The sequence below is a fragment of the Moorena sp. SIOASIH genome, from assembly GCF_010671925.1.
GTDB lineage: Bacteria > Cyanobacteriota > Cyanobacteriia > Cyanobacteriales > Coleofasciculaceae > Moorena.
This window is the reverse complement of the sequence record NZ_JAAHIH010000004.1, coordinates 1,311,937-1,319,300: the sequence shown is the minus strand read 5'-3', so window position 1 is coordinate 1,319,300 and position 7,364 is coordinate 1,311,937. Positions and strand designations below refer to the sequence as shown.

Annotated in this window: 5 protein-coding genes and 3 pseudogenes; 5 read left to right on the top strand and 3 right to left on the bottom strand. The window is 46.5% G+C overall.

Features of this window, described 5'->3' with window-relative positions:
- The 5 genes and pseudogenes from F6J90_RS27190 to psbA (F6J90_RS27170) form a co-directional block, all read left to right on the top strand.
- Positions 1-111: pseudogene (locus F6J90_RS27190) on the top strand (photosystem II protein D); the annotation flags it as partial.
- A 69-nt stretch (positions 112-180) separates the two neighbouring features.
- Positions 181-324: pseudogene (locus tag F6J90_RS27185) on the top strand (family 1 glycosylhydrolase); the annotation flags it as partial.
- Between the two features lie 283 nt (positions 325-607).
- Positions 608-1,687 carry a photosystem II q(b) protein gene (gene psbA / locus F6J90_RS27180; RefSeq protein WP_293096516.1) on the top strand — a complete coding sequence of 360 codons (1,080 nt, stop codon included), beginning with the start codon at positions 608-610 and terminating at the stop codon, positions 1,685-1,687.
- A gap of 69 nt (positions 1,688-1,756) precedes the next feature.
- Positions 1,757-1,900 (top strand): annotated as a pseudogene (locus F6J90_RS27175) (family 1 glycosylhydrolase); the annotation flags it as partial.
- A gap of 282 nt (positions 1,901-2,182) precedes the next feature.
- Entirely contained in the window at positions 2,183-3,262 is a 1,080-nt protein-coding gene (gene psbA, locus F6J90_RS27170) for a photosystem II q(b) protein (RefSeq protein ID WP_293096516.1), read from the top strand.
- Between the two features lie 240 nt (positions 3,263-3,502).
- On the opposite strand, the gene F6J90_RS27165 is transcribed toward psbA (F6J90_RS27170), so the two are convergent.
- The 3 genes from F6J90_RS27165 to bchD all read right to left on the bottom strand — a co-directional run bounded on the left by F6J90_RS27165 (position 3,503) and on the right by bchD (position 7,253).
- Positions 3,503-3,676: a hypothetical protein gene (locus tag F6J90_RS27165; protein ID WP_293100672.1), complete on the bottom strand. Its 174-nt coding sequence runs from the start codon at positions 3,674-3,676 to the stop codon at positions 3,503-3,505.
- A gap of 198 nt (positions 3,677-3,874) precedes the next feature.
- Positions 3,875-4,981 carry a TRAP transporter substrate-binding protein gene (locus tag F6J90_RS27160; protein ID WP_293100669.1) on the bottom strand — a complete coding sequence of 369 codons (1,107 nt, stop codon included), beginning with the start codon at positions 4,979-4,981 and terminating at the stop codon, positions 3,875-3,877.
- Positions 4,982-5,204: 223 nt separating this feature from the next.
- Complete coding sequence (bchD, locus tag F6J90_RS27155) at positions 5,205-7,253, bottom strand: magnesium chelatase ATPase subunit D (RefSeq protein WP_293100666.1); 2,049 nt, start codon at positions 7,251-7,253, stop codon at positions 5,205-5,207.
- Positions 7,254-7,364: the final 111 nt, after the last annotated feature.

The window sequence follows — 7,364 nt, the reverse complement described above, 5'->3', positions numbered from 1 at the left end:
AACCTAGGTTTCGAGGTAATGCACGAGCGTAACGCTCACAACTTCCCTCTAGACCTAGCTGCTGCTGAAGCTACTCCTGTAGCTTTGACTGCTCCAGTGATCAACGGTTAATTTCAACTTGGCATAATACGCTAAGTTAAAACAAAGCGCTCTCCAGATGGGGAGCGCTTTTTTGTTTGGAGTCTAATCGATAACTTTGAGTGGTATTGGGGATATGATCGCCGCTTTGGGATTACTTATATTGATTACCCAACCCAACAGCGTATTCCTAAGTCTAGTTTTGAGTGGTATTGCGAGTGTATTCAAAATAATCGGGTGGTTTAATCATTAATCGGAAACACCCATAGGGTTTAGCGGGAAATGCTGGTAGCGTACGCATTTGATCTGGTAGCGTAGGCTATTTTTGTTTTTGTTATCACATTAATATTTATTTGTCAATACTTTTTAATATAAGTTTTACTTATTTACATTATTTAATAACATGAGGGGAAATTACTCCCAAAACCCTTTACAAAACTAAATATATTACTTAATATAAATACATGAAGGCGCACACAAGCCGGACGAACCTCGATAACTTCATATTCATACCCGCAATCATAAGAACATGACTACTGTATTACAACAGAGCAACACCTCTGTGTGGTCTCAGTTCTGCAATTGGGTCACCTCTACCAACAACCGCCTCTATGTAGGCTGGTTTGGTATCTTAATGATCCCAACTTTGCTAGCTGCTACCACCTGCTTCATCATTGCTTTCATCGCTGCTCCTCCTGTGGACATCGATGGTATCCGCGAGCCGGTTGCTGGCTCCCTGATGTATGGAAACAACATCATCTCTGGTGCTGTTGTTCCTTCTTCTAACGCCATTGGCTTACACTTCTACCCAATCTGGGAAGCTGCTTCCTTAGATGAGTGGCTATACAACGGTGGTCCTTACCAGTTGGTAGTGTTCCACTTCCTGATTGGTGTATTCGCCTACATGGGTCGTGAGTGGGAACTGAGCTACCGCTTAGGTATGCGTCCTTGGATCTGCGTCGCTTACAGCGCACCAGTTGCAGCTGCTAGCGCCGTGTTCCTGATCTACCCAATCGGACAAGGTTCTTTCTCCGATGGTATGCCTCTCGGTATCAGCGGAACCTTCAACTTCATGTTCGTGTTCCAAGCTGAGCACAACATCCTGATGCACCCGTTCCACATGCTAGGTGTAGCCGGTGTATTCGGTGGTTCCTTGTTCTCTGCAATGCACGGTTCTTTGGTGACCTCCTCCTTAGTGCGTGAGACCACCGAAACCGAGTCTCAGAACTATGGTTACAAGTTCGGTCAAGAGGAAGAAACTTACAACATCGTGGCAGCTCACGGCTACTTCGGTCGTTTAATCTTCCAATACGCTTCCTTCAACAACAGCCGTTCCTTGCACTTCTTCTTAGGTGCATGGCCTGTAATCGGCATCTGGTTTACTGCACTGGGCATCAGCACCATGGCATTTAACCTCAATGGTTTCAACTTCAACCAGAGCATCATCGACTCACAAGGTCACGTGATCAACACCTGGGCTGATGTACTTAACCGGGCTAACCTAGGTTTCGAGGTAATGCACGAGCGTAACGCTCACAACTTCCCTCTAGACCTAGCTGCTGCTGAAGCTACTCCTGTAGCTTTGACTGCTCCAGTGATCAACGGTTAATTTCAACTTGGCATAATACGCTAAGTTAAAACAAAGCGCTCTCCAGATGGGGAGCGCTTTTTTGTTTGGAGTCTAATCGATAACTTTGAGTGGTATTGGGGATATGATCGCCGCTTTGGGATTACTTATATTGATTACCCAACCCAACAGCGTATTCCTAAGTCTAGTTTTGAGTGGTATTGCGAGTGTATTCAAAATAATCGGGTGGTTTGATCATTAATCGGAAAAACCAATCGGGTTAACCGGGAAGTGCTGGTAGCGTAAGCTTTGATCTGGTAGCGTAGGCTATTTTTGTTTTTGTTATCACATTACGCTTTATTTGTCAATACTTTTTAATATAAGTTTTACTTATTTACATTATTTAATATATATCCGGGCAATTACTCTCAAAACCCTTTACAAAACTAAATATATTACTTAATATAAATACATGAAGGCGCACACAAGCCGGACGAACCTCGATAACTTCATATTCATACCCGCAATCATAAGAACATGACTACTGTATTACAGCAGAGCAACACCTCTGTGTGGTCTCAGTTCTGCAATTGGGTCACCTCTACCAACAACCGCCTCTATGTAGGCTGGTTTGGTATCTTAATGATCCCAACTTTGCTAGCTGCTACCACCTGCTTCATCATTGCTTTCATCGCTGCTCCTCCTGTGGACATCGATGGTATCCGCGAGCCGGTTGCTGGCTCCCTGATGTATGGCAACAACATCATCTCTGGTGCTGTTGTTCCTTCTTCTAACGCCATTGGCTTACACTTCTACCCAATCTGGGAAGCTGCTTCCTTAGATGAGTGGCTATACAACGGTGGTCCTTACCAGTTGGTAGTGTTCCACTTCCTGATTGGTGTATTCGCCTACATGGGTCGTGAGTGGGAACTGAGCTACCGCTTAGGTATGCGTCCTTGGATCTGCGTCGCTTACAGCGCACCAGTTGCAGCTGCTAGCGCCGTGTTCCTGATCTACCCAATCGGACAAGGTTCTTTCTCCGATGGTATGCCTCTCGGTATCAGCGGAACCTTCAACTTTATGTTTGTGTTCCAAGCTGAGCACAACATCCTAATGCACCCGTTCCACATGCTAGGTGTAGCCGGTGTATTCGGTGGTTCCTTGTTCTCTGCAATGCACGGTTCTTTGGTAACCTCCTCCTTAGTACGTGAGACTACTGAAACTGAGTCTCAGAACTATGGTTACAAGTTCGGTCAAGAGGAAGAAACTTACAACATCGTTGCAGCTCACGGCTACTTCGGTCGTTTAATCTTCCAATACGCTTCCTTCAACAACAGCCGTTCCTTGCACTTCTTCTTGGGTGCATGGCCTGTAATCGGCATCTGGTTTACTGCACTGGGCATCAGCACCATGGCATTTAACCTGAATGGCTTCAACTTCAACCAGAGCATCATTGACTCACAAGGTCACGTGATCAACACCTGGGCTGATGTACTCAACCGTGCCAACCTAGGTTTCGAGGTAATGCACGAGCGTAACGCTCACAACTTCCCTCTAGACCTAGCTGCTGCTGAAGCTACTCCCGTAGCTTTGACTGCTCCAGTTATCAACGGCTAATCAGATTTTCATCTCATCACCCCTAGGGGAGTACAAAGGTACCCCCTAACAGCGCTCTCCAAAAAGGGAGCGCTTTTTTATTTGGTGGCAAAGCACCAACCAATCGCTTTTCCAAAAAAAATAAGAGAGCCGTCTTCGGGACTCTCTAGGTCATCAGGGTGCATCTATCTACTGATCTCAATATAACCGATTTATCGAGGGGTGTCACCCCTCATTTAAAAATTTTCCAAGCAGCTGACCCTAGGTATAGCAACCGAAGTATAGTTTAGGACAGAGTATTTGGATTGAAAGGGAGCAGGGAGTAGGGAGCAGGGAGTAGAAATATGTCTTAAGCTTTCCTTCGACTGCTATATGTTCACGTTTGAATTTTTCCCAAAAAAATAAGAGAGCCGTCTTCAAGACTCTCTGGATCATCAGGTTGCATCTATCTACTGATCCCAATCTAGCATAATCAATGATGGGTGTCACCCCTCATTTAAAAAATCTGGTAAAAATTCCCTGTTCGCGTAGCGTGGCCTTTTGGCCATCGACAGTATTGTTCAGGTTAACTGGCTGGTTCCCAATCAAAGCCAAGTTAGCAGTTAAAAGATAATTTACGATGGCGATAGTGCTCTAGTTCCGAGAAAAGGCGAAATTAGCAAAACTCAATTCATTTGTGCCATTCCACTTGTAAACTTGGTTGCGAAACCCTTTCCACTGTTCATAAACTTTCTTAAACTTGGCATCTTTGCTAGCATCTTCCTCAAATAAATCGAATGATGCTTTCTCAGCCGCCTGCAAAATGTCTTGAGAGTAAGGAGTCAGCTTAGTACCTGCTTTAATCAAGCGTTCCAATGCCGCTCCATTCAAAGCATCATACTTAGCCCCCATGTTGATATTGGCGTACCTGGCGGCATCTTTAAAAATTTCCTGATAGTCCTTGGGCAACTTATCCCAAGCTTTTTTATTAACCTGCACCTCTAGGGTTGGTCCGGGTTCCCACCAGCCTGGATAATAATAGAACTTAGCTGCTTTGTACAAGCCCAGCTTCTCATCATCATAGGGACCAACCCATTCAGCGGCATCAATGGCTCCCCGGTCTAGGGCAAGGAAAATTTCACCCCCAGGTAATACTTGGACATTCACCCCCAAGCGCTCCATCACTTTACCTCCCAATCCAGGGATACGCATTTTTAATCCCTTCAGGTCAGCTACAGAATTAATTTGTTTCTTGAACCAACCTCCCATCTGAGCACTGGTGTTACCCGCTGGAAAATTAATCACGCCAAAGTCAGCATAGAGTTCCTGGAGCAATTCCAAGCCACCACCGTGATACAACCAAGCATTTTGTTGTGGAGCGGTTAGACCAAAGGGTACACTAGTGCCGAATGCTAGGGCAGGATTTTTGCCAACGTAGTAGTAACTAGCAGTATGACCACACTCAACGGTTCCTTGTTGGACGGCATCTAGAACCTCTAATCCTGGTACAATTTCACCAGCAGCAAAGGGGGTAATCTGGAAACGCCCATTGGTCATTGCACTGACCCGCTTACAGACAGTATCAGCTCCCCCATAGATAGTATCTAGGGATTTTGGCCAGCTGGTCACCATTTTCCATCGAACCATAGGCTGACTGCCGGATTGAGCAACTGGTCCTGTACTAGTTTGATTACAGGCCGCTAAGGCAGCTGTACTGGCTGCACCAATCGCAGCGTTACTAAAAAATTTTCGGCGTTTCATGGTTGTTGATTCAAGAGTTGGTCATCTTTTGCGCAAATTCTATCAACTTTAGTAACTAGAAACCCCTTCGCCAAAGGAATATCGCAGGTAAGCATATGCGCTAAGCGCAGGCTACGCCAACAGCTATTAGCCGTCAGCCGTCAGCCGTCAGCCGTCAGCTAATGAATGGAATCAATTGTGAGAATTTTGTTCCCTGTTCCCTATTCCCTGTTACCTTTGCTACTTACCGAGATGTGATATCAGCGATCGCATTCTTAGTCATAGCTGCGATCGCTTTATCAGTAGCTTTCGGTAAATGATAATACTTACCACCTGCTTGTTTGGCTAATTCCTTGGCAAAACCAGTAGACACAAACTTACTTTCGGTATCAATTACTAATAATTGAACCCCATTAGCTCGAATCCGAGCGGCAATTTCCAACAATTCTCCTTTAATATCTGGCTTTTCGCCTTCTGGTAGAGGTTCTCCCAAAGAACGAGCTAAGGGAATATTGCCCCGACCATCAGTAATTGCCACAATTACCACTTGACCAATATCCCCAGACAATTGAGCATTCATGCCCACATGCACTGCCTGAGTCAATCCATGAGCTAAAGGGGAACCGCCACCACAAGGTAATCGCTCTAAACGCCGCTTTGCTAAAGCAATGGAACGGGTAGGGGGTAACAGCACATCCGCTTGTTCTCCCCGGAAGGGAATCAGGGAGACTTGGTCACGGTTTTCATAAGCTTCCGTCAGAAGCTGCATCACTGCTCCTTTAGCAGATTGCATCCGGTTTAGAGCCATAGACCCTGACGCATCTACTACAAAAACTACCAAGGAGCCAGCTCTTCGGGCTAACCGCTTGGATCGTAAATCCCCTTGTTCGATAATCACCCGACGGTTAGGATGACGTTGCCTACGAGCTTTTTGATAGGGGGCAGCAGCTCTGAGGGTGGCATCTACAGCAATCCGCCTTACTTTCCCCTTGGGTAGTATCGGTTTGACATACCGACCCCGGTCTTCTGAAAAGATAATGCTACGGTTTCCGGACTTACCTTGCCGTTGTGCCATCTGGGCAAAGTAGAGCACACTAGGGTCAAGAATCACCCCTTCTGGGTCAAAGAGAAACTCTTCCGGGATACTTGGAGCTTCCTGTTCTTGCTCCTCTGAGTCATTGTCGTCGTCCTTGTCTTCCTCTTGCTCTTGCTCTTCCTGAGATTGATCTTGTGGGGGTGGGGGAGGAGGTGGTGGAGCTTCTTCTGGTGGTGTTTCTACCATAGTCGAACGGGGGACAATTACCAATTCCACCGCCCGACGCAAATCCTCGGCATTAACTGTCTGACGACCATCTAAGGCTGCTGCAGCTTTTGCCACTCGAACCGCAAACAGTTCTGCCCGATGACCTTGGACACCACCTCGGATGGCTTCATTGACGAGATAGGTAATTTGGTCATGGGTAATCTCAACATCCTTGAGCCACTCTCGCGCTAGAATAATATCCGTCTTGAGGGTATCGAGATCCTCCTGGTATTCCTCCAGAAAGTTCTGGGGAGAGTTAGCGTATGCGATCGCTTGTTCTACTGCCTCCACCCGTTGCTCTAATGCCAAAACACCATCAGCAGAGAGGGTAATGGCAATTCTGTCCAATAAATGTTCCCGTAATGGTCCCTCGTCGGGATTGTAGGTAGCAATTAAAATTGGTTTGCAGGGATGTTGGAAACTAATCCCCTCTCGCTCAATTAGGTTGCGCCCTTCGGTTAAAACACTCAGTAGCTGGTTAGCAATTTGGTCATCAAGGAGGTTAATGTCATCCACATACAACACACCCCGATGAGCTTGGGCAAGTAATCCCGGTTGAAAGACCGGTTCCCCTTGTTTGACAGATTGTTCTACATCCACTGAACCCAGGAGTCGGTCCTCGGTCACTCCTAGAGGAATTTGGACGAAGGGAGCTGGGATGATTTCGGTTAAAGGTTCGAGGTTAGCAGGTTGAAGGTTCTCCAAACAACCTTCAACCTTCAACTGGTCAACCTGTAACTGTTCCTGTAACTCTTCTTCTTCTGGAGTACAGTTACTCAAGGAACCCTTAACCACTTCAATCGGGGGGAGCAAGGTATGGATTGCCCGTGCCATCACTGATTTAGCTGTGCCACGGCGTCCTGCGATCGCAACGCCTCCTAATCCAGGGTCAATGGCTGCAAGGAGGAGGGCGAGTTTAATGGCTTCTTGACCCACCACGGCGGTGAGGGGAAAGGTAGGGTTGGCAGGTTTTGTGGTCAGTGCGGGCATAGAGCAACTCTAGTCAAATTTCCCTGAGTCAAATCATAGTAGTCTAATAGTACTCTTTAACGACTCCTTATGGTTTATTTAGCTCCATGGGAAATTCTTGAGGAGGACTTT

Excerpts from the sequence above, each read along its gene's own strand:
- psbA (WP_293096516.1), top strand. The coding sequence starts at position 608 with ATGACTACTGTATTACAACAGAGCAACACCTCTGTGTGGTCTCAGTTC.
- psbA (WP_293096516.1), top strand. The coding sequence starts at position 2,183 with ATGACTACTGTATTACAGCAGAGCAACACCTCTGTGTGGTCTCAGTTC.
- F6J90_RS27165 (WP_293100672.1), bottom strand. The coding sequence starts at position 3,676 with ATGATCCAGAGAGTCTTGAAGACGGCTCTCTTATTTTTTTGGGAAAAA.
- F6J90_RS27160 (WP_293100669.1), bottom strand. The coding sequence starts at position 4,981 with ATGAAACGCCGAAAATTTTTTAGTAACGCTGCGATTGGTGCAGCCAGT.
- bchD (WP_293100666.1), bottom strand. The coding sequence starts at position 7,253 with ATGCCCGCACTGACCACAAAACCTGCCAACCCTACCTTTCCCCTCACC.